Origin of the sequence: Chryseobacterium capnotolerans (genome assembly GCF_021278965.1) — a bacterium.
GTDB lineage: Bacteria > Bacteroidota > Bacteroidia > Flavobacteriales > Weeksellaceae > Chryseobacterium > Chryseobacterium capnotolerans.
Genome location: NZ_CP065589.1, coordinates 2,658,807 through 2,684,365 on the forward strand (window position 1 = coordinate 2,658,807; position 25,559 = coordinate 2,684,365).

The 25,559-nt window shown below is 36.7% G+C and carries 23 protein-coding genes; 11 read left to right on the top strand and 12 right to left on the bottom strand.

The genetic code is table 11. From position 1 onward, the window contains the following. Positions 1-28: 28 nt before the first annotated feature. Entirely contained in the window at positions 29-628 is a 600-nt protein-coding gene (locus tag H5J24_RS12670) for a hypothetical protein (RefSeq protein WP_068942881.1), read from the bottom strand. A gap of 363 nt (positions 629-991) precedes the next feature. Between H5J24_RS12670 and H5J24_RS12675 the strand changes: the two genes are divergently transcribed. The 7 genes from H5J24_RS12675 to H5J24_RS12705 all read left to right on the top strand — a co-directional run bounded on the left by H5J24_RS12675 (position 992) and on the right by H5J24_RS12705 (position 8,081). Next, entirely contained in the window at positions 992-1,825 is an 834-nt protein-coding gene (locus H5J24_RS12675) for a sigma-70 family RNA polymerase sigma factor (RefSeq protein ID WP_068942880.1), read from the top strand. Positions 1,826-1,946: 121 nt separating this feature from the next. Further along, positions 1,947-2,303 carry a nuclear transport factor 2 family protein gene (locus H5J24_RS12680; protein ID WP_068942879.1) on the top strand — a complete coding sequence of 119 codons (357 nt, stop codon included), beginning with the start codon at positions 1,947-1,949 and terminating at the stop codon, positions 2,301-2,303. A 155-nt stretch (positions 2,304-2,458) separates the two neighbouring features. Next, positions 2,459-2,842 carry a hypothetical protein gene (locus tag H5J24_RS12685; RefSeq protein ID WP_068942878.1) on the top strand — a complete coding sequence of 128 codons (384 nt, stop codon included), beginning with the start codon at positions 2,459-2,461 and terminating at the stop codon, positions 2,840-2,842. A 104-nt stretch (positions 2,843-2,946) separates the two neighbouring features. Then, positions 2,947-3,447, top strand: coding sequence for a DUF4236 domain-containing protein (locus H5J24_RS12690; protein WP_232816354.1), 501 nt, complete (start codon positions 2,947-2,949; stop codon positions 3,445-3,447). Continuing rightward, entirely contained in the window at positions 3,444-4,058 is a 615-nt protein-coding gene (locus H5J24_RS12695) for a hypothetical protein (protein WP_232816355.1), read from the top strand. The genes H5J24_RS12690 and H5J24_RS12695 overlap by 4 nt, the downstream gene beginning before the upstream one ends. A 167-nt stretch (positions 4,059-4,225) precedes the next feature. Continuing rightward, positions 4,226-7,036: a TonB-dependent receptor gene (locus H5J24_RS12700; RefSeq protein WP_068942876.1), complete on the top strand. Its 2,811-nt coding sequence runs from the start codon at positions 4,226-4,228 to the stop codon at positions 7,034-7,036. 4 nt (positions 7,037-7,040) lie between these two features. After that, on the top strand, positions 7,041-8,081 hold the full coding sequence (locus H5J24_RS12705; RefSeq protein WP_082811159.1) for a phytase: 1,041 nt from the start codon (positions 7,041-7,043) through the stop codon (positions 8,079-8,081). A 199-nt stretch (positions 8,082-8,280) separates the two neighbouring features. Here the strand turns inward: H5J24_RS12705 and H5J24_RS12710 are convergent, their stop codons facing one another. Then, positions 8,281-10,530, bottom strand: a complete 2,250-nt coding sequence (locus tag H5J24_RS12710) for an ATP-binding cassette domain-containing protein (RefSeq protein WP_068942875.1) — start codon at positions 10,528-10,530, stop codon at positions 8,281-8,283. A 53-nt stretch (positions 10,531-10,583) separates the two neighbouring features. Between H5J24_RS12710 and H5J24_RS12715 the strand changes: the two genes are divergently transcribed. The 3 genes from H5J24_RS12715 (at position 10,584) to H5J24_RS12725 (ending at position 12,150) form a co-directional block, all read left to right on the top strand. After that, positions 10,584-11,006 (top strand): MarR family winged helix-turn-helix transcriptional regulator, encoded by a 423-nt coding sequence (locus tag H5J24_RS12715; RefSeq protein ID WP_068942874.1) that lies wholly within the window; start codon positions 10,584-10,586, stop codon positions 11,004-11,006. An 86-nt stretch (positions 11,007-11,092) separates the two neighbouring features. Next, positions 11,093-11,854 (top strand): hypothetical protein, encoded by a 762-nt coding sequence (locus H5J24_RS12720; RefSeq protein WP_068942873.1) that lies wholly within the window; start codon positions 11,093-11,095, stop codon positions 11,852-11,854. Between the two features lie 17 nt (positions 11,855-11,871). Then, on the top strand, positions 11,872-12,150 hold the full coding sequence (locus H5J24_RS12725; RefSeq protein ID WP_068942872.1) for a hypothetical protein: 279 nt from the start codon (positions 11,872-11,874) through the stop codon (positions 12,148-12,150). 799 nt (positions 12,151-12,949) lie between these two features. On the opposite strand, the gene H5J24_RS12730 is transcribed toward H5J24_RS12725, so the two are convergent. From H5J24_RS12730 to H5J24_RS12775, 10 genes are all read right to left on the bottom strand, one after another. Further along, positions 12,950-13,672, bottom strand: a complete 723-nt coding sequence (locus H5J24_RS12730) for a sterol desaturase family protein (RefSeq protein ID WP_068942871.1) — start codon at positions 13,670-13,672, stop codon at positions 12,950-12,952. A 167-nt stretch (positions 13,673-13,839) separates the two neighbouring features. Further along, on the bottom strand, positions 13,840-14,109 hold the full coding sequence (locus H5J24_RS12735; RefSeq protein WP_068942870.1) for a hypothetical protein: 270 nt from the start codon (positions 14,107-14,109) through the stop codon (positions 13,840-13,842). A 36-nt stretch (positions 14,110-14,145) separates the two neighbouring features. Continuing rightward, entirely contained in the window at positions 14,146-15,492 is a 1,347-nt protein-coding gene (locus H5J24_RS12740) for a S41 family peptidase (RefSeq protein ID WP_068942869.1), read from the bottom strand. Positions 15,493-15,498: 6 nt separating this feature from the next. After that, positions 15,499-16,239 (bottom strand): hypothetical protein, encoded by a 741-nt coding sequence (locus H5J24_RS12745; RefSeq protein ID WP_228407610.1) that lies wholly within the window; start codon positions 16,237-16,239, stop codon positions 15,499-15,501. 180 nt (positions 16,240-16,419) lie between these two features. Continuing rightward, positions 16,420-17,346: a T9SS-dependent choice-of-anchor J family protein gene (locus H5J24_RS12750; RefSeq protein WP_068942868.1), complete on the bottom strand. Its 927-nt coding sequence runs from the start codon at positions 17,344-17,346 to the stop codon at positions 16,420-16,422. Positions 17,347-17,423: 77 nt separating this feature from the next. After that, positions 17,424-18,722 carry a hypothetical protein gene (locus H5J24_RS12755; protein WP_068942867.1) on the bottom strand — a complete coding sequence of 433 codons (1,299 nt, stop codon included), beginning with the start codon at positions 18,720-18,722 and terminating at the stop codon, positions 17,424-17,426. A gap of 328 nt (positions 18,723-19,050) precedes the next feature. Continuing rightward, complete coding sequence (locus H5J24_RS12760; RefSeq protein WP_068942866.1) at positions 19,051-20,355, bottom strand: hypothetical protein; 1,305 nt, start codon at positions 20,353-20,355, stop codon at positions 19,051-19,053. 44 nt (positions 20,356-20,399) lie between these two features. Then, positions 20,400-23,684 (bottom strand): TonB-dependent receptor, encoded by a 3,285-nt coding sequence (locus H5J24_RS12765; protein WP_082811158.1) that lies wholly within the window; start codon positions 23,682-23,684, stop codon positions 20,400-20,402. Positions 23,685-23,740: 56 nt separating this feature from the next. Further along, complete coding sequence (locus H5J24_RS12770) at positions 23,741-24,505, bottom strand: FecR family protein (protein WP_232815554.1); 765 nt, start codon at positions 24,503-24,505, stop codon at positions 23,741-23,743. After that, positions 24,472-24,684 carry a hypothetical protein gene (locus H5J24_RS12775; protein ID WP_232815555.1) on the bottom strand — a complete coding sequence of 71 codons (213 nt, stop codon included), beginning with the start codon at positions 24,682-24,684 and terminating at the stop codon, positions 24,472-24,474. Before H5J24_RS12775 ends, H5J24_RS12770 begins: the two co-directional genes overlap by 34 nt. A 242-nt stretch (positions 24,685-24,926) precedes the next feature. Here H5J24_RS12775 and H5J24_RS12780 point away from each other — a divergent pair, with 242 nt between their 5' ends. After that, positions 24,927-25,553, top strand: coding sequence for an RNA polymerase sigma factor (locus H5J24_RS12780; protein WP_068942863.1), 627 nt, complete (start codon positions 24,927-24,929; stop codon positions 25,551-25,553). Positions 25,554-25,559 lie beyond the last annotated feature (6 nt).

The window sequence follows — 25,559 nt, forward strand, 5'->3', positions numbered from 1 at the left end:
ATGCGGTTTTTTATTGATTGGCGCTCTATTATTCCTTCACACCATCAAAGAAAGCCCTTATCATTTTTGAACTTTCGCCAGGAGTTCTCAGAAGAACTATTTCCCCAAATTCATCTGTTGTAATATGCCCTTTAAAAGCATCAGGCATCTTTTCATATTGTTCGTTCACCTGAGCCAGAAGTACTTTGAACAAAACATAATTGTATTTTTCAATCAAAAACGGCAATGCATTCTTTCCTCTTAATAGTTCATATTCCTGGTAATTATAAGGAGTTGTTTTCTCAGTTTTGGCCAATGAGATTTTAAGTTTATCAATCAGTTTTACAAGCTCTTTTTCTTCTGCAAACTGAGCCAGCCCACGCAAAGCATACACTTTCATATCATGGTACCTTTCTTTTTTATAGGCCTTTTCAAAAAATGAATAAAGTTCGGGATCGTTATGATCATATAACAGTTTGAGGATTCTATTCCGGTAGGAAATCTCTTTGGTGGTTGTATAAATCCGGATCAAATGTTCTAAATCTTTAGACGTGATATCTTTAGCATTAAGGTCAAATAACGCTGTCTTAAAATCAGGATGTTTTTGTTTAGCATTTTCATCTGTTAAAATCTCCGGGAATAAGCTCATATTAAGGTAATTTTTAATTTGGATAATTCTCACATGCAAATTGGGAAAAATAAATTACAATGATATAATAGAATGCTTATTTTAGGTTTTGGCTAAAGCCAATGGAATTATTTATTTTTTGGTGAGGGCGGGCTAAAGCCCGCCCCTATTGATGTTGATATCCAACATGCATAATAGTTGTTTAACGAAAAGATCTTTTATCTTTTATCTTTTATCTTTTATCTTTTATCTTTTATCTTTTATCTTTTATCTTTTATCTTTTATCTTTTATCTTTTATCTTTTATCTTTTATCTTTTATCTTTTATCTTTTATCTTAAACTTGTCACATTTTCTTCACTAAGTTTGTCTTAAAAAGAAATATCATGCAGGAAAATTACAACAGGCTTCTTACCTATGCCTACAATATCACTGGTTCTTATGAAGATTCTCAGGATTTGGTACAGGATGTCCTTGAAAAATATATTTCTTTAGATAAATCTGAGATCAGGAATGAAACCAATTTCCTGATCAAGAGTACAATTAACCATGCGATTAATTTTAAAAACAGGCACAGCAAAAAAATGGTGTTTGGAGAATGGCTTCCTGAGCCCCTTTCTTTCGAAAATGCAGAAAACAAGCTAATTGAGGAACAAACTACCCGCTATACCCTGCTTGTTCTTTTGGAAAAACTGAATGCAAGAGAGCGTGCAGTGTATATTCTTAAAGAAGCTTTTGATTATTCTCATCAGGAAATTGCAGAAACCCTCGATATTTCAGTAGAAAACTCCCGAAAGCTTTTGAGCCGGGCAGCAAAGCAATTACGAGGTATACCCTATAAACCGGACAACGCCAATACCTTAATTCATACTGATATCCTCCAACAATATCAACTGGCTTTGAGCGAAGGAGATGTTCCTAATATTGAAAAATTACTTATTGATGAAATCAGACTGTCCGCAGATGGTGGAAAACGTGTTCGGGTCATCAAAGCGGTGGAAGTTGGGAAATCAGCAGCTGCACAACTTCTGGCTTATGTACAACAGCAGTTTTTGGGTAAAAAACCTCATACTTTCCATATTTTTAATCATCAGCCGGCTATATGTTTCTGGCAGGATAACCGTATTTATAATTGCCACATTCTGGATATTGATTCTGAAGGAATGATCCGGAAAATTTACTCCATTGTTGATCCGGAAAAACTAAAGAGATTGCAATAATTGTCACGTTTTAATCACGAACTGTGTCTTTATAGAAAAGTATATGAGCACAATCTTTAGAATCGACAGTAGTTTAAATAGTGTTACAGCAATCTGAAATTTTAAAACAACTCAACTAATTATGGAAGAGATTAAACAAACTCTAGAACAGTTTATTAAAGGAGGTGATCGTAGTGACACAGTACTTCTGGAAGAAATTCTTCACGAAAAGTACCAGAATATTCAGGATGGATTTTTTGATAAACCAGGGATTTTTGTCATCCCGAAACAGGAATACATTGGCTTGGTACGGAATAAAATATTTGGTGGAAAACCTCGTAAGATTACCTACCATTCCCTGGAGCAGAAAAATAATATTGCATATGCTCTGGTTTCTCTTGAAAGTTCAGCATTACGATTTTCATCCCTTATTACCTGCGTCCAGGAAAACGGAAAATGGCAGGTGATCACCAATATTCCTTCTATAGAAATTAAATAATGTATAGGCCACAAATGCACGAATTAACTTTTCTCATGTATTTATTTGTGCATTTGTACCTAAATTATATATATTTTTTTTTTCAATAAACTGTTTACAAATGTTATCGTTTATCCATCAAGACCTGATGTATTTTTGTTTCATAATAATACTTTATGAAACATATTATCCAACAGGTTTTCAGTACTATTTTAGAAAATCCTGTATTTGATTTATCATTAATTGAAAAATATTTCTCCAAAGATTACATCCAGTTTGTGGATCATCATCAGCTTAATTATGAAGAGTTCATTCTGCATATTAAAAAACTCAAAGAAAAAGTAGCTGAACAAAAGATTGATATCCTAAATTACGCTGAAAATGGAAATATTATTTTCACCCATCATATAGCAAAATCCATATTAAAAGATGGAAGTATGGTAGTACATAAAGTACTCGCAGAGTTTACCATTGAAGAGAACAAAATCATACAATGTGATGAATTGACTTTGCTATTGGAAGGGGATTTTTCATCCAGAAATCTGGGATCTGAAGTTTAAAAAAATAGATTCAGGGCACGAGCTACCTTTTACGGTTTTCCGTAAATAAATGATAAGATTGCTTGTTAATTTTGGTCCACAAAGTAATCTATAAAACGATAATCATGGCTTGGAGCTACAGAAAAAGAATTAAAGTAATACCTGGAGTACATCTTAATTTTAGTAAAAGAGGAATTTCCACCACTATTGGTGTCAAAGGAGCTAGTATCAACTTTAGCAAATCGGGAACAACAGTCAATACAAATGTTCTTGGATTTTCTACACGTCATAAGCTGGCTGGTTCAAGGCCTAATCCGGTTTCACCTTATCCTGGACTTCCTGAAAACCAACCTTATCCTTTGGAAGAAAATATTTTCAGTGCCGATATCCACGAAATTACAAGCCAAAATATGCAGGGGATTAAGGAAGCTATTATTTTGGCTCAACAGCAAAAAAAAGATCTTACTTCTGACCTTAAGAAAATTACCAGAACTCTTTCTATAACAAAAACTAAGAAAATTCTTAGTTATCTATTTCTATATGGATTGATCAAAAAGAAATTCCAAAAAATTCTGATCAGGACATCAAAGTGCAGCAGGAAGCAATTAAGCAAACCAAAGAAATGATCGAAAAATGTTATGTAAATCTCGAAATTGATTTTGACAGCGAAATCAAAAGAAAATTTGAGAAAGTGTATGAATCTTTTTCAAAGCTTACTACATCGCATAAAATATGGGATATTACGAGTGCTCATTTTCAAGACAGAGTAGCAACGCGTTCTTCCGCTGGTACCATCGTAAGCAGGCGGCAGGTTAATTTTGCCTTAAAAGCCGTTCCTTATATCAAATCAGATTATCAGGCATTATACATGAAAAATGCAAATGGAGCTGACATTTACATTTATCCAACATTCATAGTCATGTATAATAATGAAAATAATTTTGCCATTATCGGAGTCCATGAACTTAATCTCCACCAAACCTATACTCGTTTTACAGAAACGGAAACTGTTCCCAGAGATTCTAAAATCATTGGCCAGACCTGGGCTAAAGTCAATAAAAACGGAACTCGTGACAAAAGATTTAAAAGTAATTATCAAATCCCTATAGTACGGTATGGCAATATTAGACTCTCTACTCAAACCGGACTTCGGGAAGAGTATGAATTCAGTCATTATGAGTTCACAGAAGAATTTGGCAAAGCTTTCAGAGAATTCCAATCAGAATTTAGGCTGTAATACCTTAAAAACCTGTTTTCATGAATATATGAAAACAGGTTTTTAATTCTCATTATACTTTAGAATTTTCTGTATTAACAAATCTTAAAATAATATTAATTTTTACTTCAAGTAATTCCCCAAACAGACGTTTAATTTTGTTCCGATTTTTATCTAATTAAAAGAAAGTGAAGAAAATTTTTACATCTGTTTTGTTTTGTGCTTCTCTATTTTTCTATGCACAAACCGGAACTCTTTCCGGAAATATTAATGATGACGCCAAAATTGCCCTGCCGGGAGCCAAAATCTCCCTAAACCCGGGAAATATATACACCACCTCTGATGAACATGGAAATTTTGTTTTCCTGAATGTTCCACCGGGAAATTATACCATGAAAGTAGACTATCTTGGTTACGGAACTCATCAGTATAATGTGATAGTGGAATCTGAAAAAAATACCCGTCAGAATATTATTTTCGATAAAAAAGAAACCACTATTGGTGAAATTGTAGTTTCCGGAGCAACCTTGAAGAACCAGGCAAGAGCTCTGAATAAACAAAAGAATAATTCTAATATTACCAATGTGATTTCTGCTGATCAGATCGGCCGTTTTCCTGATGCGAATATTGGGGACGCGCTAAAACGTGTTCCGGGAATTACCATACAAAATGATCAGGGAGAAGCCAGAAACCTGATCATCAGAGGTCTTGCTCCCAATCTGAACTCAGTCACTTTAAATGGAGACCGGATTCCTTCTGCTGAAGGAGATAACCGTAATGTTCAGATGGACCTTATTCCTTCTGATATGATTTCCACAATTGAAGTTAATAAAACTTTGACTCCTGATATGGATGCCGATGCGATTGGAGGATCAGTGAATCTGATTACCAGAGCCTCTCCTAATGGCCAAAGGATTTCGGCAACATTAGCAGGAGGTTACAATCCCATTCGTGAGAAAGGAAATTATACGGCCGGATTTGTGTATGGAAATCGTTTTTTAAACAAAAAATTAGGTGCCGTATTCAGTTTTTCCTATAACAACAATAATTTTGGTTCAGATAATATAGAACCTGTATGGAGCCAGGCTAATGATAAGGCTCAAACTGCTTATATCAGTAAAATGGGAATACGTTCCTATAATGAACACCGCATCAGACATAGTTTTGACCTGAATATGGATTATGAATTCAATTCTAAAAATAAGATCTATGCTTCTGCCATGTACAATTTCAGAAATGATAAGGAAAACAGATTTGCATTAGGGTATAAAATAAAACCGGTTTATAATGCTGATGAGTCTGAAATTATAGATTGGAAAGGCAGCATTACAAGACAGAATAAAGGTGGTGATGCCGCTAATGACAATACCCGACTTGAGAAACAAAAAGTGCAGAATTACGCCTTAAGAGGAGAACATTTATTAGGTTCTAAGGTAGATCTGGATTGGTCTATGAATTATGCTATTGCAAGCGAGGACAAACCTCATCAACGCTATATTGAATTTGAAAACAGCAAGATGAATTTCTCTCCGGACTTAAGTAATCCAAGGACTCCCATGTTCAATCTTCTTGCTGCAGATAATCTGGGAAGCTATAAACTGAGTGACCTTTCAGATGCCAACAGCTTCACTCAGGAAAAGGAGTTTGGTGCTAAAGTAAATGTGCGTTTCCCTTTTTCTGTCATTGATGATCAAAAAGGAAGACTTCGTACCGGTTTCCGTATGCGTTTAAAGGAAAAAGAAAGAGAGAATGATTTCTATGCCTTCACTCCTGTCAGCAATATGGGAAGTTTACTTTCTGTACCCACAGTATATCTGGATGGAACTAATTTCCAGGCTGGAAATTACATTCCGGGAGCATTTGTAGACCCAGTGTATTTAGGTGGATTGGACTTGTTTAATCCCACTTTATTTAAAGGTAATTCGAAACCTTCAAAATTCTTATCCAACAACTATAGTGCAAAAGAACAGATCTATGCAGGATATATCCGTTGGGATCAGGATTTCAATGATAAACTCTCTATGATTGTAGGAGCCCGTGTAGAAACAACCCAGATTGATTATACCGGAAATTATGTCATGAATGAAAAAGATTTGGTTGGAAAAATCAATAATACGAATACGTATACCAATGTGCTTCCTAACTTATCTTTCAAGTATGTTCCTGTTCAGGACCTTGTTCTTCGTGCCGCATTTACCACTGCCCTTGCCCGACCGAACTATTATTCGCTAGTTCCTTATCTGAACGTTATTTCAGAAGATGAGATCGTTTCAGCAGGAAATCCTAACCTGAAAGCAACCTATGCTTACAATTTCGATTTCATGGCAGAGAAGTACTTTAAGTCAGTCGGAATTCTTTCCGGAGGTATTTTTTACAAAAACCTGAAAGACTTTATTTATACTTTTTCCCGAAGAAATTATACCACAAATGATTTCGCCAACGACTTTGCAGGACAATCCAACCCTATTCCTGCAGGCGAAAGCAATTGGAAATTTACCCAGCAGCGCAATGGGGATAATGTAAGTATCTACGGTTTTGAAGTAGCTTTACAGAGACAGTTGGACTTTATCCCGGGAGCATTCTGGAAAGGTCTGGGAGTTTATGTGAACTATACTTATACCCACTCCAAAGCAAAAGGAATTACCAATGATGAAGGGACTGAAAGAACAGATGTAGGATTCCCGGGAGCCGCTCCTCATATGTTCAACGGATCGCTTTCATGGGAAAACAAACGTTTTTCCGCAAGAGTTTCTATGAATTATGCGTCTCATTATATTGATGAATTAGGTGGAAAATCCTTTGACGACCGTTATTATGATAAACAGTTTTTCCTGGATGCCAATGCTTCCTATAAAGTGACCAAACAACTAAGAGTTTTTGCAGAAGCCAATAATCTTACGAATCAGCCGTTAAGATATTATCAGGGTATTCCCAACAGAACTGCACAAGCAGAATACTACAGACCTAGATTTACCCTGGGCGTGAAATTCGATTTTTAAAAACATGAAGAAGATAACATATTATATCGCAGCCCTTGCCATTTTTCCTTTTGTAATGAGCTGCAAAGGACAGAATCAATCCGTAGACAAATTAAAGCCAACCGTTATTACGGAAACCGTAGTTCATGATACTGATGACCCAGCCATATGGATCAATCCCAAAGATGCTTCAAAGAGCATTATTATTGGTACAGATAAAGATACCGATGGCGGCTTGTATGCCTTTGATCTTAATGGTAAAATAACCCACAAAGTTTCAGGGCTTAAACGACCTAATAATGTGGACATTGAATATGGTTTTGTTTTAAATGGACAAAAAACAGATATCGCAGCCTTTACAGAACGTGAAACCAATAAGGTAAAGCTGTATTCACTTCCTGAATTGAAAGAGATTGGTGAGATTTCTGTTTTTGATGGTGAAACAGAACGTGGTCCAATGGGAATATCCATGTATAAAAACCCTCAAAACGGAGATGTTTTTGTGATTGTCGGAAGAAAATCAGGACCAAAGGACGGTTATCTATGGCAATATAAGCTTTCAGAAAAAGATGGAAAGATCACAGGAGATGTGGTCCGTAAGTTTGGAAAATACAGCGGCTTGAAGGAAATCGAAAGCATCGCAGTAGATGATGAATTGGGATATATCTATTATTCTGATGAGCAGTTTGGAGTTCACCAATATGATGCAGATCCGGCCAAAGGAAATGAGGAGCTTCTTGTTTTCGGGCAGGGCGACTTTACATCTGATGTGGAAGGAATCTCCATTTATCCTACCTCCAAAGGAAAGGGATATATTTTGGTTTCCGATCAGCAGAATGACTCCTTCAATGTCTATCTGAGAGAGAATCCGGCAAAGGGAAGAATTGCAGCGATTCCTGTTTCTACCCTTGAAAGTGATGGTTCAGAAGTTACGAATGTTAATTTAGGACCAAAATTTCCCAAAGGAGTATTTGTAGCGATGAGTAACGGAAGAGTGTTTCATATGTTTGATTGGAGACTTATTGAAAAGAGAATTCAAGCAGCTGTAAAAGCATCGAAAAAGTAGTTTTTAGCACTCATATTTTCACAAACAGCACAATGATAATAGTGGATATTTGTGATTACAATAAAGATGTAAACCATTAAGATTTCATAAGGGTTTAAGGAGAATTAAGAATGAACTTTTCTTTAAGAGCTTTGGACTATAAAAATCCTAAAATTTTTCTTACCTATTCTTATCTTCTTTAAAAATCTTAATGGTTTATTTATTCAAGATGTTTCCTCAGAAATTCAGCAGTAAAAGATAGATTATTTTCCAATAATTCAGCAGGAGTTCCTTCAAACAAAACTTTTCCACCAAATTTTCCGGCTCCGGGCCCGATATCAATGATCCAGTCAGCCTGGACAATAATATCCAGATTATGTTCAATAACAATTAAGGTATTGTGCTGGCCTACAAGATCATTAAAAAATGACAATAGTTTTTGAGTATCACTTGGATGCAATCCGGTGCTTGGCTCATCCAGAACAATAATCTGATTCGTATTCTTCAGTTCCCGGGTCAGTTTCAAACGCTGCCTTTCACCACCTGAAAAACTGTCCAGCCTTTGCCCCAGCATCAGATAATCCAGTCCCAGCTTTATCAGCAGATCAAAGTTTTTGATCATATTTTGATCCGTAAAAAAATCCCGGGCATCTAAAACAGTCATATTCATCACTTCTACAATCGTTTTCTGATGATATTGATATTGCTGAACTTCCGGATCAAATCCTGAACCGCCACATACTTCACAAGGCTGTTCAATGTCATCCATAAAAGCTAAATCGATTTTTTCTACACCTAGTCCCTTACAGTTTTTACAGGCTCCTTCACTATTACGGCTGAAAAGCTTTTCTGAAACATGATTGGACTCTGAAAACAGTTTTCGTACCGTATCGGATATATTCAAATACGTCAGGAGATTAGAACGGACACTTGCTGTAAATAAGGACTGATCTATAACTGTTAAATCCGGATAAAATGAAGGTAAAACATGGTTAATCAAAGTACTTTTTCCAGAACCTGCCACACCGGTAACAACCGTCATAATTCCAGTTGGGATATTGACACTGACATCTTTAAGGTTGTGAAGACTGGCATTCCTTATCTCAAGATATCCGTCAGGTTTTCTGAACTGTTTTTTGATAACAGGTTTTTCTTTAAAATAAGATCCTGTTTTTCCTGTAGATTTCTTTAATCCTTTGAAATCGCCTTCATAGACCACTTCCCCGCCATTTTTACCAGAGCCTGGCCCCATATCGATAACCCAGTCGGCCACTTTAACAATATCCGGATCATGCTCTACCACCAGAACGGAGTTCCCCTTATCCTTAATCTGCTGAATAATGGTATTAATATTCTGAAGGTCTTTTGGGTGAAGTCCAATACTGGGCTCATCAAAGATATACAATAAATCTACCAGGCTATTGCCTAGGTTTCTTACCATTTTTATCCGCTGAGATTCGCCTCCTGAGAGAGAATTTGTACTCCGGTCCAATGTAAGATACTGCAGGCCTATATTCATGATATTCTGAAGCTTTCCGGAAAGTTCTTTAATAATCACTTCATAAGCTTCAGATTTCAGGCTATGGATGAACTCCAGCAGCTCATCGATAGAAAGAGCAGTACAGTCTGCGATATTTTTTCCTTTGATCTTACAACTCAGAATCTTTTCATTCAGTCGCTTTCCATGACATGACGGACAAGCTTTTGTGATGACTACATTATTCAAAGCATCTTTTCGGGTAATATTCTCTTTGGAGTCTTTTTTTAGAAATGTCTTTTCAATCCTCGGGATAATTCCTTCATACTTCACAGTTTTACCCCAACTTTTATCAGGGTGTTTCGGTTTGTGTTCAGGTTCATATAGCAGGATATTCCATTCTTTAGCCGTAAAATCCTTCAGCTTTTTATCATTATCAAAATAACCTGATTCCGTATATCTTGTTAAACGCCATCCGCCCGGTTGAAAAGTTGGAAATTGAATAGCTCCTTCATTTAAAGATTTTGTCTGATCAATCAGGGTATCAACATTTACCGTCTGTACAATACCCAGTCCTTCACATTCCGGACACATACCCTGTGGATTATTAAACGAAAATACGTTGGAATATCCTACAAAAGGCTGTCCCATTCGTGAAAACAACAATCTCAGAGAAGCATAAACATCAGCTGCCGTTCCCACAGTAGAGCGCGCATTTCCTCCCAGCCTCTTCTGATTGATAATAATGGGAACATTCAGATTTTCTATTTTGTCTACATCTGGAATGCCATAATGTTGTAAACGGTTTCTGATAAAGCTGTTCTGCGTTTCATTTATCTGACGCTGCGCCTCCGCTCCTATGGTCTCAAATACCAGCGATGATTTGCCGGATCCCGATACTCCCGTAAAAACTACGATCTTATATTTTGGGATTTTTATGGAAATATTTTTGAGATTATTCTGCCTTGCATTAGTAATTTCTATGTTTTCCATTTTAAAATCATTAACTTTGTTAATAGTTAACTAAGTTAATCAAAATTCATTCCATGAAACCAGTTGAAAAAAAATTTTTTGATACGTTTACCGATTTCCAATGTCTTATTCTCGCTCATATGAACAGAGGAGATATTAACGGAATAACGGCTTCTCACTATAATATAATTGAGTTTATTCTTCGTAAAAAAGGATCAACAGGGAAAGAGATCGCTTCTGCTTTTAAAATTACTCCTGCAGCGGTTTCAAAGCAATTGAAGACACTCATTAGGAATGATTTTATTACTCAGAATCAAGATGAAACAGACCGGAGAAAATTTAATCTGTCAGCTACTGAAAAAGGCAGATTTGTAGTTGAAAATTCTGAAACATTCCGGAAAACCATGACACAGCAGACAGCTTCTATACTTACTTCAGCTGAACTTGAGCATTTTAATTACTTACTGGACAAGATTTTGAGGGAAATCAAGCTTTGATTCATCCGTTTCCTTCTAATTAATTGTATTTTTGGAAAGCACTAAATGTGGTAACACTATAATCATTAAAAATTAATTTCGATTTCATGAGTGAACTGATCAAACTTTTCCCAGCCTATGAGGATGTATTCTTTGATGACCTGGAAAATCACAAAAAATATTTCCTCCCAATTTGTTCCTTTAATCTTCAACTGCTTGATCCTTCTAAAAATGAATGGCTTCATATTGTTTCCGTAAAGGAAATTTATGATGGCTGTGTAGGAGAAACGCGTCCTGAATATCATACCCAATTTACCAAAGAGGATATGCTGGGTTTTGATATTATTGAGGGTAAATATAAATTTGATGCTGACTGGAATTACTTCCAGACTTCCACAGAAATTACTCCTGAACAATACCATCAGAAATTTTCTGAGCTGGAAATTGAATATAATATGAATGAAGCGATGTACCAGCTGAAAAAAGCCTACTTCAACAAGCATGGAAAACTGTACGACAAATACTCTTACAGACCGGGCCTTACCATTGAAGATATCCGCAGACTGGAAAGGTTACGTCAGTTAACCGTTGAAGATCTTGAAAAGGATGAAGATTCAGAATACATGGTGGAAAGAGCAGAGCAAAAGGTATATGGCATCTTTGAAGAACTTAATATTGAGAAAAATAGCCTAGAAGACTCTAATTTTGGTGGTGAAAATCTTATGAATAAACCGACTCTGAATAATCAGCTATTAGATTACATCGCCTGTATTGAAGGGTATGATTTCCAGCAAAATGCAGCGGATCAGATTTTTTTATTCCATGATGATTCTATTAAAAAGGCCGTAATCTGCTTTGAATACACCTAAAATTTTACTTATTAAAAATGTCAAAAAAATATACAGAATGCGCTCTGCACGGAAAGCAGGAAATAGGTTTGTTGTGTACCCATCTCGCTCATAGTCTTTTGGATAGAATTCCTGTTGGTTTTCATGAATTTGATGATGCAGACCTTGGCCGCCCTGACGCCTGGTGTGATGAATGTGAAAAAATTGAGAAACAGATTGAAACAGATCAGGACCAGGAAGACTGGTTTACCAGCTGTGACTATAAAATCCTCTGTGCGGCATGCTGGGATGAAGCCAAAGAGCTGAATGGGAATTAGGATGGAAACTAGAAGTTAGAAGTTATTATTCTCTATCTACTTCTGGTCATCTTTTTATAAATATTCTATATTTTTTTAACGCAAAAGGCGCAAAGGAGATGAAAAATAATGATTCTGATAATGTTCGCAGGGGCGTTTCACTCAGCAAGGAAAACATCTTGTGAGTATTTCTCACTACATAGTTTTTGAGCTCATGTATATTAGTGGCGATTAAAAAGTCTTTGGAAAATCTCTGTAATCTGTAATATTTTTTAGTTGGGAAACGCGAGGACGCAAAGGAATATGATACAAACTGTTGTTAAGGCGCTAGAGAATCAAAGATCCTCAGCAAGAAAAACAACTCCACGTATTTCCCCTCTACATTCTATGGACCTATGTCCTCGTTAAAAAATTTAATTTTTACAACATGAAAACATAGTTTTTAGAATTATGCATGTTTTTATTCGTGTAGTAGTGGCGGTTAAAAAGCCTTTGGAAAATCTCTGTAATCTGTAATATTTTTTAGTTGGGAAACGCGAGGACGCAAAGGAATATGATACAAACTGTTGTTAAGGCGCTAGAGAATCAAAGATCCTCAGCAAGAAAAACAACTCCACGTATTTCCCCTCTACATTCTATGGACCTATGTCCTCGTTAAAAAGTTTAATTTTTACAACATGAAAACATAGTTTTTAGAATTATGCATGTTTTTATTCGTGTAGTAGTGGCGATTAAAAAGTCTTTGGAGAATCTGTGTAATAAATGAAATCTGCGAGAAAATTTATCACATCCCATTTATACACTAAAATGACCTACTCTCCTATTTATATGTTCGAAACAATCTATCCCAGATAGAAGTATAAAATCCAAAATTCTTAGTTTCATCCAAATGGTGCTGATTGTGAAATCTTGTAGTTCCTACAAAAAAACGGTCAAAACTGATTGGGAAAAATTCCCGGTTCAGATGCCCTATGGTTCCCCATACAAGATTGATGAAGAGGTAAATGGAAATGGAAATCGCAGAAAAATCATAGCAGAGTAATACTACCAGCATCATCAGTCCAAATCCAATGGTTTCAAAGGGATGAAGAACGAAAAGGCTTAGGTAGTTGGTACTTACATGCTCATGGTGTTTTCCATGGATTATTTTATATACAAAAGGTAAATGGGCAGTATAGTGAAAGAAATACATAAAAAGATCCATTAAAAGCAGTAATGCTAAAACCTCAGCAAAAACAATCCACCCTGATGGACTATTTCCCAGCACAATCCATCCATTTTTCCATAGAAAAGCTCCTATCAGCATCACAACGCTATTACAGATCACAGTAAAAAGACTGAGATAAAAATCTGATGCTGAAACAGGATGATCTTTCTCCTGCAATAGGCTTTTACGGCAGGTTTTATCAATAAAAAGATACAATCCAATGGAAAATAAATATAAAAATACATTGCTCACAAGACTAAACACTATCCATTGTGGCCAGGAAAACTGCCAGAATATATTCAAATAACCGGAAAGTACAGACTCATTAAAACTCATAACCCCTCATCTTTCAACTTGATGTTATAAATGTATGAATTTTGGATTAAAATAAGGAAAGAACACTCACGTAAACATCAGTCCGGAAGCCATTGAGCTCTCTTTTCTCTTTAGCCCAAAAAGCAATTCTATTCTTCGATAACCATCTTTAAGAATAAAAAAAGAAACTACTTCTGCCTCGTTTTTCTCTTAACTTCCCGGAGCCTCATGGTTAGCTTTTTTCTTAGATCGTTATGATAAGCTCTATATTTTTTGATACTTTCTTCAAGATTTTTTTTATTCATCAGGTATTCTTCATACAAATTGCTCAATTCCGAAATCTGGGTAATGACATCTGATGAAGGGGCTTCGGAATCATTTTCTGCCTCTATCAGTAAACGGTAATATTCAATACGACTGGTCAGGCTGGTGTGGAGTTTTGGTTCTATTCCCTGCATGGTTTTAATTTTTCTTTTTTAAGGTCAATGTATATTTTATAAATTCTTGCCAGCCGCTATAGGAGGAACATCACTCTGATATAAAATCTTAACCTCTTCAGCAGATTTATTTTGATTGACAGATTTAAAATAAGATCCATTCAAAACAGAAGAAATTAATGTTTCATCGGGATGACCTAAAGGTAATAACGGCAATACAGTATATTCATTAACTGAAATCTGTGGTGAAATTCCGCTACTGTATTCTCCGGATCCATTGGCATTAAATACTTTATAAATTACCGGATGTAGCTGCCAGCGTATTTTTTGAGGCTTACGTTTGTCTTCCACAGTGAATCCTGCCATATCTTTTCCTAACGTTACATCTCCAACCTGAATTACCTGCAAATAAGGTTTCAGATTATGAATAACGATTTCTGCAGCTGAAGCTGTACTGTTTGAAGTCAGGATATAAACTTTATTCAAATTTAAGGCATTAGCGCGTAAACTATTAAAATCAAGCGCTTTCGGATCGTAAGCGATCTGTTGGGAGAATGTTCTTTTGACTTCACCACCGTTTTTATTTCCTTTAAAAATAATGAAGGGAGAAGTGGAGGATATTCCCGAAGGAATCAGCGAGCAAAGAGCGGCCGCAGCAGACACTGACCCTCCGTAGTTGTATCGAAGATCGAGAATCAGTTCCTGTATCCCGGCAGCTTTAAACTCTGCAAATTTCTGGCTAAGTTTCTGAGTCATCCCATCCGGAAAATCGTAGATATACAGATAGCCTGCTTTTTTACCATTTTTTTCAAATATTTTAGACAATAAAGGCTGTTCAAAAGATAATCCATAATATACTTTAATCTCCTTTTCATCAGTAACAGCACCATTATTCCAATGTCCTACAGTAAGATCCAGAACCATAAGATCTTTCATGGTTGAAGTGATAGCCTCAGCATTGCTTGGTGTTACTGTTTTTCCATTAATTTTAGTAATGATCATTCCCCGTTCAAGTCCGGCATTGAATGCTGGTGAATCACTAAGAACCAGTTTAATCACTGTTATCACTTCTCCATTGGTCCGCTGAAGAACTGTATAATCGAAACCATACATATTCCGTATCGAGCGTGGATAACTGGAAGGATCTTCTGTATTGACAATAAAAGAAAACCGATCCTGCGGAGCCAGCAGACTTTTGAAAAAATCTTTTACCGGAAGGCGATAATCTGGTTTGGCAGGCATCTGATCTGCCCAGTAATAATACCGTTTCAGACTATCCTGGATCCAAAGATTAACGGACTCTGTACTTCCATCCGGAAAAACAGGAGGATTTTCATCATGATCCGTACAGGATATCAAAGTGATGAGAAGCACTACGAATTGAAGTTTAAAAAAGTTTTTCATCTCTGGTTATAAATATTCTACCACATCTACATCCCCTTTTACTACCCATACCCCATTCTCCAGCTTTTCCTGCAGGATGATCATATTGGCACCCATATCTTGCTTTATTTTTACTTTAACTACAGCAGCTCCGGCATAAGGTTCTGTAGTTCCCGGTTTGTATAATTCAAGGTATACAGGGGCAGCAATACCGAAAGAATTATATATCTTCACGGGAGTAAAACTGCTCTTTCCAATATTGTCAAATTCTGCTAACACAACGCCGTTTTCTCTTTTTAAAACTCCTTTCACATTTTCAAGTGATGATCCCGAAAATTCACCCAGATTCGGAAAAATAAATTCAAACCCTACCTTCCCAAGGTTAACTTGTGGTTTTATCACTTCAGTCTGCAGGAAGATTCCCGGAAGATTGAAGAAATCTAATTTTTTATACTCCTCTACATTATCATATGTAATATTATACTGCATGACCTCTTTTCCTGTTTCATAATTATATATTGCCAGCTTGTTGGTCTCTCCCTGATCCAATACAAACTGAAGCGTGGTTTCTATTTTATTGGTATAGGAGTTTTTTCCATCAATAGATACGGGTTCTCCATTGAACCTCAACTGAAGTATATCTGGTTTAGAGTATCCTTTGATTGCTACTTCTCCTGGTTTTTGGGCAAGATCATATTTTTCCATCACCGTATTGTCTGTACAGGAAAACAATATGAACAATAATAGTAGTGCAAAGATTTTATTCATCTTTTATCTTATTTTTTAACTTAAAAAATATTGCCCTGCTCATTGTGCAGGGCAATACACAATTATAAAAAAACTAGTTGGATATGTTCTGGACAGCTGCTTCTTATCAAAACAACCATCCATTATTGTATATTAAAATTTCATGTTATATTTCATGGTTAGCTGTAAAGCGCAGAATGTTTATTTTTTAATAAAATGCAAACGTTCTGTAGTCTTTCCATCAGTTACTTCTGCTATATATACTCCTTGTGATAAACCTGCTACATTGATTAATCTTGAGTACGGAGTGTTAAGAACCTGCTGTCCTGCTGCGTTATAAAGATGAACTGTTGTTTTGTTTTCTTTCAATGCAGGATTAAGCTGCAGCTGTAAATGTTCTTTTACTGGATTTTCTGCAATCTTCGTAAGATTTTCTTTCTTTTTTACATCTTTTGTGTTTAAGGTTGTTGAGGTGGCATAAATAGCCATTTCATCAATATTGATATTCATGATGTTATTTCCTGAGGCATTTCTATTGGCCCACATTCCTATATAAATTTTCTTACCTGCAAAAGCTGAAAGGTCTACAAGGCTTTCCCCAAATTCAGTAAGATTTGTCGGAAAAGGGTTAGTTGAAGCACCTACCTGTATTTTATATGGACTTTGAAGGTAATTTCCTGATCCGTCTACTGTCATCGCCTGGAAATCTGCTAAAACAGGAACTTGTTTTTGAGGCGTACTTACATAAATATAAAGATCCCGGCTCACAATAGTATGGGAAGCTCTCTGTCTTCCAATAGCAGAAGTAAGTTGAATTGTTCCTGATGCGTTTGTAAGGTCAATCTGAGGAGAAATAATCCAGTCATCTTCAGTTCCAAAATCTGTAACATTTCCAGTAGGAACCTTATTAGTTGAATGTCTTAGAACCCCGGCACTTCCATAAGTTAAAGAAGTTCCATTGTGATAAATATTGGGTCCCTGAATCCACCCGTTGCTGTTGCCATTCAGATCATGGAAGGTCCATCCCTGAAGATCGGCAGGAGTATCAAAAGTATTTCCCCAAACCAGAATTTGTGCTGCAGCCAGCTGAGATAACAAAAGAACAGATGATAAAATTATTTTTTTCATGATACTGATTATTAAGATTTTTTTAGAAAAAGAAAGCAAGGAGCAAGCCTAGGCCGTTCCTTGCTTTTATAATTTTTTTAGTTTACAATGGCAAAATTGTATTTTGTCCAAGTGCCCTGGAAGTTTCCACAGTTTCTTGGAGATACATTCCAGCTGCCTTCGTTAAAGAACGGCTGGTTCATCCCCCATAATGCCGCTGTACTTCCTGTAAGAAGGTTAGCCGTTGGAATTCCTGCTGTACCAGCTCCCATAACAGAAGTTGTAAAGCCATGAACCTGAATAGAAGCGAAATTAGAAGCTGAAGAAAGCTCTGATCCAGTACCTTCTACTCTGATCCCGGTAGGATATCCTGTTACTACAGCATTATTTAAAGTTAATTTACCATATCTTCTGATGTGAATACCGTTTTCGTAAGCTGCACCTTGTCCTGCAGCCCCGAATTTAGGACCTACGATAGTAAGATTGTTGATAACAGGGTTTGTAATCAGTGAAGTAGCAGTACCTGTTGCATTGTTATCAAGCTCAATACCGTTAGAATCAGGACTTCCTCCGCTTACCGTGTGTGCTGAATTGTAATCAGCAAGAGAAAGAGCACATGTAATAGTTCCTGTATATCCATTATCAAAGTCAAAATTATCATCTTCTGCAGCGAATGAAACCAAGTTAGAAGCATTTACTGTTCCTCCGAAAAACTCAAAAGAATCATCCTGACCGTAAGATACCTGGATATGATCTAAAGTAGTACCATTTCCAACACCTCCTAGTGATAAAGCATTTACTTCGTTACCAGAATTAGCGCCTACAAAATCATAACCAGCAAATTCTATACGTACATATTTCAATGTTCCTGCATTATGAGAAGGGTTAGTTCCTCCGAAATAATAATCACTACCGGTTAATCCTTCAATAGTCGTTGTAAAAGGTACATTGGTAGGTGCATCCCCTAAAAGGATCACTCCTCCAAAATCTCCCGGAGTTGCTGTAGTATCTTCATCTCCGTCTAAAAGTCTGTAGCTTGTAAAAACAATAGGCTGAGATTCTGTTCCTGTAGCATTGATTTTACCTGTTTTAGTAATAACCAGGATTCCTGAACCTTCTCCTATTGCATTAGGTTTTGCTTTGATGAATGTTCCAGGCTGGATCGTAAGTGTTGCTCCGTCTTTAACCGCTACAGTACCATCAATTTCTATCACTCCGCTCCATGTTGTATTGGAAGTGATAGGCCCGCTCACTTTAGTTACAGGAAGCGAAGAAGCTGTAAGATATTCAGCTGAAGTAGGTTTCATTTCAAAAGGAGTTGAAGAATCTGCTAAATGATCGTTCTGACAAGCTGTAAGAGATAATGCAGCAGCTGCAATTAGAGTTAATCTTTTCATTGTTATAATTTTTGATAGATCCGGTTATTTATTTTATGACCGGAAGTTTTTAATATTCAGAAATATCCGCCTCTATATTTCTGCGATTTGGTTATTGTTTTCATCCTACAGACCAGGAGGAGCTGAGCTGTCTGAGTTCCCTATAGATCCGCTATTTTCCGGGAAAAGATGATAGCGTGCGGGTTTTAAGTGATTGGGTACTGCTGTGCGCATCATCAGTATTATTCCGTATCATTTTCAGGATCCCGAAAACCTGTACCTTTCTGTCTAGAGCTCATTTATTTTTATAAGAGCTGGAAACAATCTATAAGATCCACGCTCTTATTACTTATTCCACAATAGAAAAATCATATTTATTCCAATTCCCTTGAAAGTTTCCACAATTTCGCGGAGCTACATTCCAGCTGCCTTCATTGAAGAAAGGCTGGTTCATTCCCCATAATGCCGCTATATTTCCTGTAAGAAGATTAGCTGTTGGGATTCCTGCTGTGCCGGTACCAGTAACAGAAGTACTGAACCCATGTACAAGGATTGAATTCAGGCTAGAAGTCGCGGAAAGTTGTGAACCTGTCCCTTCTACCCTGATTCCGGTAGGATATCCTGTTACAACAGCATTGTTTAATGTTAGCCTTCCATTTCTTCTGATATGAATTCCGTTTTCATAAACAAGTCCCTGCCCTGCTACTCCATTTCTTGCCCCAATGATAGTAATGTAGTTGATGGTAGGATTGGTAATCAAGGAAGTGGCTGTACCTGTGGAATTGTTATCTAATTCGATACCGTTAGAATCAGAATTTCCACCGCTCGTGGCATGATAGGAGCGATAATCTCCTAAAGAAAGAGCACATGTAATATTTCCTGTATATCCGTTATCAAAATCGAAATTATCATCTTCAGGAGCAAAAGAAACCAAATTGGTAGCGTTTACTGTACCTCCGAAAAATTCGAAGGAATCATCCAAGCTGTAAGAAACCTGAATATGATCTAAGGTAGTTCCATTGCCAACGCCTCCTAATGTTAAACCATTCACTTCATTACCAGAATTGGCTCCTATAAAATCGTATCCTGCAAACTCGATGCGTACATATTTCATAGTTCCGGCATTATGAGATGGATTAGTTCCTCCGAAATAGTAATCACCACTTAGACCTAATCCTTCAATAGAAGTTGTACTGGGTACATTCGTAGGAGCATCTCCCAAAAGAATCACTCCTCCAAAATCCCCCGGAGCGGCGGTTGTATCTTCATTTCCATCCAGAAGATTATAACTTGTAAACACAATCGGCTGAGAGTCTGTTCCTGCAGCATTGATCTTTCCTGTCTTGGTGATTACAAGAACTCCTTTAACAGCAGCCCAATCATAATTCGGTTTTGCTTTGATGAATGTTCCTGGGAGGATCGTTAATGTAGCTCCGTTTTTAACCCTTATCACTCCATTCATTTCAATTACCCCACTCCAGGTTGTATTGGACGTAATATCTCCACTTACAGGAGTTACAGGAAATTCAGAAACTGTAAGATATTCTGCTGAAGTAGACTTCATTTCGAAAGGAGCAGAAGAATCGGCTAGATCATCTTTTTGACACGCTGTAAGCGAGAATATCGTTATTCCAATTAATAGTAATTTTTTCATTGCTTAATTAGTTTATTAGTTTTCTTGATGAGTTCAATACGTCATTAAAATGTATAATTGACACTTAGCCCGAATATTCTTCCGCTGTAAGCACGGAATAAAATCTTATCGATATCTTTATCGTACTTATTGGTAGCACCTGGTACTAGTTCCTGTAATTCCCGGGCAGTTTTATTTCCTGTATTGTCAGTATGTCCTAAATAAGAATTAAAATTGTTGTAATATTCCTTTACCCTGTTGAAGATATTCCTTACATTCAATTTCACTTCCAGATTCCTGTTTCTTAAGAGTTTGTATGAGATCTGCGCATCTGCCACAGCATAAGGACGCTGAATTTCTTCTGCATTGTAAGAATATCCTACCGTCATATACTGATCTCCTTTTGCATTGTATAAGAAGTTGAATCCAAATCGTTCTCCATCATACATCAGCCCAATATTATAGGCATAAGGAGTTTGTCCGTAAAGAGGTCTGTCTACTTCATAGGTTTCACCGTTTTCTCCTGTGTTATACTGATCTTTAAAAGCAATTACTTTCGTTGTATTGTAAGTGAAATTCCCACTGATAAACAATTTTTTAAATAATGATCCTTCAGCAATAAATCCTAGGTTTTTACGTACTTCCACTTCTACTCCTTTCAGTTTCGCATTTTTTGAGTTTCCATTGTACAGCGATAAATTCCCATCATTTGAAAGACGCCCTTCACGCTCAATAGGTCTGTCAATATCCTTGTAATACAATCCGGCAGAGAATATTTCTCCCAATCCCGGAAACCATTCAAATTTAAAATCGTAGTTATTCACTGTAGAAGATACCATCTGTGTATTGAAAATCTGCCCATTGGCTATCGGGTCAAAATAAGGCAACCCGGTTCTCTCATTAAACTGAGGACGAATAACCGTCTTGTTATAGGCTAATCTCAGGTTTATTTTATTGGTGGGACTATAGGTAAAATTGGCAGAAGGCATCCATTTCCATCGTTGATCATCTACCCCTGTTTTCGTGAAGTTATTAGAATCATTTTTAGACTCAATTTGCTGAGAAATAAGATCATATTGAAAATATTCAGCACGCAATCCCCAAACTAACCTGAATTTATTGTTCCAACGGTTATCAAACATTATATATGCTGCATGCTGTTCAACTTCACCTTCATATTTACCATCATCCATGTACAATGCCCGGGTCTCCCATCCAATTCCTCCGGGTGCATAATGAGAGCCATCAAACCAGTCGGCAAGAGATCCATACATTTCCATAAATTTTGGATTCGGAACATTCCTGTTTCCATCTACTCTCAGTAAAAATTTCTGCTGTTGATTCGTGTTCGTTTTTGAGGCCCCGGCATATCCTACTTTAATATCATTTTTAAAATTCCCTCTGTCCAGGCTCCATTTAAAAGAAGCTCCATAATTATAATCTGTTTCTTTGCTGGCGATATACCCTCGTGCAAAATCACTTGCCGAATTATTGGCTACATGATAATTCATGATTTCACGTCCTACAAACTTGTATAAAGTCCTGTGCTGGGTATAATCCTTAGTATCTGATGAAACTCCCGTTCTGGCAGCGAACCAGTTGATTTCTATATTTCCGAACTTATGATTTCCTTCCAGTTTATTCTGTAAAAACATCTGATAAACGGGATAAACCGTATTCTCCGTAAAAGGTTTATCTAAAGATGGTATTTTTGACGGATCATTATTAGGTATTATTCCATGATAAAAATAATTATAGGCAATTTCCGCATTGGCAGGAGAACCGCTTCCACTGGTATTTTCATCCCAGCCTGTAATTCTTGTCAGTGTATTATCGTAGATATGGGTATATGAATTACGGAATGAAATTCTGTTCTTTCCCAGCTGCAATCCAAAATTTAGCATTCCTGCCACTGTTGAATTATAATTATAGGACGCTCCCTTATTCTTAAAATTATAAAAAGGCATTCTTCCGTTGGCATCAAAAGCAAAATCTGTAGTGTCCAGCCAGTTTCCTCTTCCTGTATGATCTATATCCAGCTTATTCTGTTCATTTCTGATAATGAATGCTCCGGCAAAACCCCATTTATTATTATTTTTAAGAGCATAAGTTCTCCCTAATGCCAACTGAAAATTAGACCCCATATCTCCTCTGGTCTTATACGTGGTGAAATTATCATTCTTAAACTGGCTTGACTGCTCAAAAAACATAGGATTGTTCCAGTTCATTGCTTTAAGACCCTGAGGAAAATCTCTTGTTCCGTCATCGTACCCGAAATAATCATACTTTCCTCTTTTGCGGGTCAGAAATTCTTTGAAGGCCGTCTGATCATTATAAGAAGTTCCCATACTTACTGTGGTAAAGTTTTCATTGGGAATATCTTTAGTTCTTACCTCCACAAAACCTCCTGCAAAATTGGCATTCATATCCGGTGTTGCAGATTTACTTACTACCACACTTTCTACCATTGCTGTAGGAATAATATCAAAAGAGAAATTCTGATTATAGGCCTCAGTACTTGGCAGATTGATTCCATCCATAGCAGCTGTATTCCATCGCTCTCCCATTGATCTTACGACTACATATTTGTTATCTATCGTGGTAATTCCGGTTACTCTCTTCAGGGTTCCACCCACATCGTTATCAGGCGTTTTTGCAATCTGTTCAGCTGAAATTCCGTCACTCATTTGAGCAGCTTTCTTCTGCTGGGCCAGCAACCCTGCCTGAGTATCTGCTTTACGGGTGGCTGTAACCACCACTTCTTTGATATCTGTAATTTTATCAGAAACCCGGTTCAATGCAAAGGAAACTGTATTTGTTTCTTTATTAAGGATTGATAATTTTTCTACCCGAAGTGTATTGTATTTAGGTGCTTTTACCGTCATATTATAAAGTCCCGAAGGCAGATCTACAGAGAAATCTCCATTATTGTCCGTTACAGTTGATTTTCCTGCAATATTTACTTCTGCACCCACCACAGGATTTCCCACTTCATCCACTATTTTTCCTGAGATACGCCCGTTTCCCGGCATCGCATTAGAGCTTTCATATTTTATTGAAATAAGATCCCCATGCAAACGGAATACTACAGGAAGACCATTGGTAATGTCTTTCAGACAATTATTGATAGAGGAATTTTCACATTTTACTCCTTTTACCTTCAGCTCTTTAATATCATATTTTGAATAAGCCAGCCTCATGCCTGTTTTTCCTGCAAATTCTTCCAAAACTTCAATTAATGGTCTGCTTGCAGGAACAGAAAATGAAACTTTCTGAACCAATTCCTGTGCTTCTGCTGCAACAGTAAAAAATAGGGCTGCTATGGTAAAACCACATTTCAAACTTTTCATACGTAAGTGTTCTCTTTTGATTAAGATTATCTGGTTATTTAATTTTTTGATGATGTTTATTTCAGGAGATAGACATTATCTTTCTTCTGAACTTCAAACCCCAGAATAAAGGCCAGGGCTTCAATATTTTCACTCACAGTTCCTCCCGTAAAATCGGCTGTAATTTTTTTATCTTCAAATTCTTTCGGATAATGAATTTTGGTACTGTAATTACCTTCCAACACAGTAATAACTTCTTTTAAAGGAACATCGTTAAAGCTTAAAGACAATAATGTTGGATGTTGTTTCCCCGATACTTTGTCAGGAGCAAATGAAATAATAGCAGTGGTACGGGCAACTCCCAGATTGGTCCATTTCTGATTAGGTCTCAGATAAGAAACAGGAACTCCGGTAGAAGATACAGCTACCTTTCCTTCATAAAGATCTACGGCTTTTTTCTTTCCAGACTGAGATACCTTAAATACCGTCCCCAATACTTTTGTACTGAAACCGTCTGCATGAACAATGAAAGGATGGGTTTTCGATTTTGCTACTGAGAAGATAGCATCTCCTTTTAAATCCACCACTCTGGTAGCTGCAGGAAATGATTTTTCCACCGTAAGCTCTGCCCCCGGTAATAAAGTCACTACAGATCCGTCTTCAAGATGAATAATTCGGTTTTCTGATACCGCCAGATACACATCCGGCTTAATGAATGTATGATAAGTGAAGAATCCGCTCAATGTCAAAAGTAAAATAATGACCGCCGCAATTTTATAGATGTTCTTTTGAAAACGATTTCTATAGCCTATTTTTTCATAAGGAGCAAAATAATACTCCAAACCGGCCAAGACTCTTTTTTAGATTCCTGCATATGGGTTTCATCCAAATTTTTCTCTGCATGAGACCTCCATGTATTTAAAAGTTCATCTTCCTTTTCAGAGATCTTTTCTTTTGAAATTTCACGGGTCCAAAGCCTGAAAACAAAGGCTTCTATATTTTTATAATTAAAACGTTTCATACAATATTTCATAGTATTCACAGATACTTCTATCAATAAGACTATGAAAATGAGAAACTTCCCCAGCCTGTTTTTAACGTTCTGTTCACACTAATTCAAAAACCCGGATGTTTTTCAACCTATTTCACATTTACTAAACATTAAATTCACAATCAAGGGATAATCTCCATAAATATTTAACTTTTCCATAATTAAAGTTCACAAAAAGTTCATTTTCCTTTAGGTAATTTTGTTGCAGTAATATGAACCTAACAGACTCTACTTTATTAAAGAAAATAAAATCAGGCGACCGCCCTGCATTTATGCTGTTGTATGACCGGTATTGGGATAACCTGTATCGTTTCGTTTTTGTACGGACAAAGGATAAAGAAGTTTCTGAAGAACTGCTTCAGAATTTATGGATAAAGATCCTTGAGAATACAGACATGATACAAACAGATGAATCAGAAAGCGCGAAAGGTTATCTGCTCCGCCATCTGCATTATCGTATCCTGGATTATTACAATAGCTTTAAAAAAGCCCCTCCTACACTGAGTATTGATGAATTTGATATTCCAGTGGAAATAGACATTTCAGATTCTGAGTATTTTGAAATGCTTGAAGAAAATGAAATAAGTGTTTTATTATCCATGATCGATGAGGTTGTTTCACAACTTCCTTCAACGGAACAGCAGGTGTATGATATGAGAATCCGAAGAAATATGTCTGTGAATGAGACGGCAGAAGCTCTAGGTATAAGTAACAAGACTGTAAGCAACAAGCTCAGTAAAGCTTTGGGAGAGATCCGCGAGCAGCTCAATCCGGATTATCAATCTTCTAAAAAATTAATCTCCATTTTGATGTTGATGGAGCTCCTCACAAAATACTGATTCTAG

Coding starts and splice junctions, on each gene's coding strand:
- H5J24_RS12670 (WP_068942881.1), bottom strand. CDS start 628: ATGAGCTTATTCCCGGAGATTTTAACAGATGAAAATGCTAAACAAAAA.
- H5J24_RS12675 (WP_068942880.1), top strand. CDS start 992: ATGCAGGAAAATTACAACAGGCTTCTTACCTATGCCTACAATATCACT.
- H5J24_RS12680 (WP_068942879.1), top strand. CDS start 1,947: ATGGAAGAGATTAAACAAACTCTAGAACAGTTTATTAAAGGAGGTGAT.
- H5J24_RS12685 (WP_068942878.1), top strand. CDS start 2,459: ATGAAACATATTATCCAACAGGTTTTCAGTACTATTTTAGAAAATCCT.
- H5J24_RS12690 (WP_232816354.1), top strand. CDS start 2,947: ATGGCTTGGAGCTACAGAAAAAGAATTAAAGTAATACCTGGAGTACAT.
- H5J24_RS12695 (WP_232816355.1), top strand. CDS start 3,444: ATGATCGAAAAATGTTATGTAAATCTCGAAATTGATTTTGACAGCGAA.
- H5J24_RS12705 (WP_082811159.1), top strand. CDS start 7,041: ATGAAGAAGATAACATATTATATCGCAGCCCTTGCCATTTTTCCTTTT.
- H5J24_RS12710 (WP_068942875.1), bottom strand. CDS start 10,530: ATGGAAAACATAGAAATTACTAATGCAAGGCAGAATAATCTCAAAAAT.
- H5J24_RS12715 (WP_068942874.1), top strand. CDS start 10,584: ATGAAACCAGTTGAAAAAAAATTTTTTGATACGTTTACCGATTTCCAA.
- H5J24_RS12720 (WP_068942873.1), top strand. CDS start 11,093: ATGAGTGAACTGATCAAACTTTTCCCAGCCTATGAGGATGTATTCTTT.
- H5J24_RS12725 (WP_068942872.1), top strand. CDS start 11,872: ATGTCAAAAAAATATACAGAATGCGCTCTGCACGGAAAGCAGGAAATA.
- H5J24_RS12730 (WP_068942871.1), bottom strand. CDS start 13,672: ATGAGTTTTAATGAGTCTGTACTTTCCGGTTATTTGAATATATTCTGG.
- H5J24_RS12735 (WP_068942870.1), bottom strand. CDS start 14,109: ATGCAGGGAATAGAACCAAAACTCCACACCAGCCTGACCAGTCGTATT.
- H5J24_RS12740 (WP_068942869.1), bottom strand. CDS start 15,492: ATGAAAAACTTTTTTAAACTTCAATTCGTAGTGCTTCTCATCACTTTG.
- H5J24_RS12745 (WP_228407610.1), bottom strand. CDS start 16,239: ATGAATAAAATCTTTGCACTACTATTATTGTTCATATTGTTTTCCTGT.
- H5J24_RS12750 (WP_068942868.1), bottom strand. CDS start 17,346: ATGAAAAAAATAATTTTATCATCTGTTCTTTTGTTATCTCAGCTGGCT.
- H5J24_RS12755 (WP_068942867.1), bottom strand. CDS start 18,722: ATGAAAAGATTAACTCTAATTGCAGCTGCTGCATTATCTCTTACAGCT.
- H5J24_RS12760 (WP_068942866.1), bottom strand. CDS start 20,355: ATGAAAAAATTACTATTAATTGGAATAACGATATTCTCGCTTACAGCG.
- H5J24_RS12765 (WP_082811158.1), bottom strand. CDS start 23,684: ATGAAAAGTTTGAAATGTGGTTTTACCATAGCAGCCCTATTTTTTACT.
- H5J24_RS12775 (WP_232815555.1), bottom strand. CDS start 24,684: ATGAAACGTTTTAATTATAAAAATATAGAAGCCTTTGTTTTCAGGCTT.
- H5J24_RS12780 (WP_068942863.1), top strand. CDS start 24,927: ATGAACCTAACAGACTCTACTTTATTAAAGAAAATAAAATCAGGCGAC.